Below are 1,055 nucleotides of genomic sequence, written 5' to 3' on the forward strand. Positions count from 1 at the left end.
CGGCACTCTACATTCCAGCAACAGCCAGGTGACCCAAGCTCAGAATCTGCAGGTGGGTGATCTGCAGGTGGCTGGTGGCCGCTGGTCGCAGTCCGGCTTCGATCTGAACGCCGACAATTACTCTTTCGTTGGCAATACCTTCCAGCTAAGTGGCGCGTTCAATCAGGTTGCCGATGAGCTGATCGTTGACGGCTATACCGCCGAACTGGCCAAGAGCTACAGCTGGTCGAAGGTGCGGGTGATTAACGGCGGTGTGATTACCACACCGGTAGAATCGAGCAGTTTTACTCAAGGCATCACCATCACCGCCGACGAGGTCGAGGTGGATGCGAGTTCGAAGATCGATGTAAGCGGTAAGGGCAAGCAATCTTCTGCTGGGCTTGGGGCCTATGGCGGTGGCAGCTATGGCGGCACGGGCGGGACTCCAAGTAATACCCCCTATGGTGATTTTAATGAGCCGCAGGATTTCGGTAGCGGCGGTGGCAATGGCGGTAGTTCGTACACTCGGGGCGGTGGTGCGATTGCGCTGCAGGTGAGCGAGCTGAAGCTGGAGGGGCAACTACTGGCCAATGGCCTGACGCAGTACGCCTTTGGTTCTGGCAGTGGCGGTTCCCTGCTGTTGCGTGCAGACACTCTGATTCTGGGCGAACAGGCGAAAATTGAAGCGAAGGGTGGCGGCATCGGAAGCCCCTGCTGTTACGCGAGTGGTGGTGGCGGTGGTCGAATTGCGGTGCACTACAGGGATCTACAGAAAGCGACGGGCGCGGTGGTAATGGCCTCGGGCGGCCCGACCTCGGGATGGCCAAACAACAATGTTCAGCATGGTGCCGCGGGCACCATTTATTGGAACGATCTGGATGGCCAGCAAGAGCTGGTGATCGACAACTCGGGCATCGACAAGGCACGGGCAGCGACCACGGTGCTGAATCTGGGTGCCGATGGCGAGCTGGCGGCCAAGTTGACGGTGATCAACGCCAACGTCGAGCTGATTGGCGCGAAGCTGGGCGAAATGTCGCTAAAGGACAGCACGGCCAAGGTGCAGGTCGGCGAGATCG

General features: G+C 59.2%; 1 protein-coding gene. It reads left to right on the plus strand.

What is annotated here, in order from left to right; genetic code table 11:
• Nucleotides 1-28 precede the first annotated feature (28 nt).
• The coding region (locus AYB31_RS20955) for a hypothetical protein (RefSeq protein ID WP_442961850.1) at nucleotides 29-1,055 on the plus strand (1,027 nt) is incomplete at its 3' end.

Source organism: Pseudomonas sp. BMS12 (genome assembly GCF_001592875.1).
Lineage (GTDB): Bacteria > Pseudomonadota > Gammaproteobacteria > Pseudomonadales > Pseudomonadaceae > Aquipseudomonas.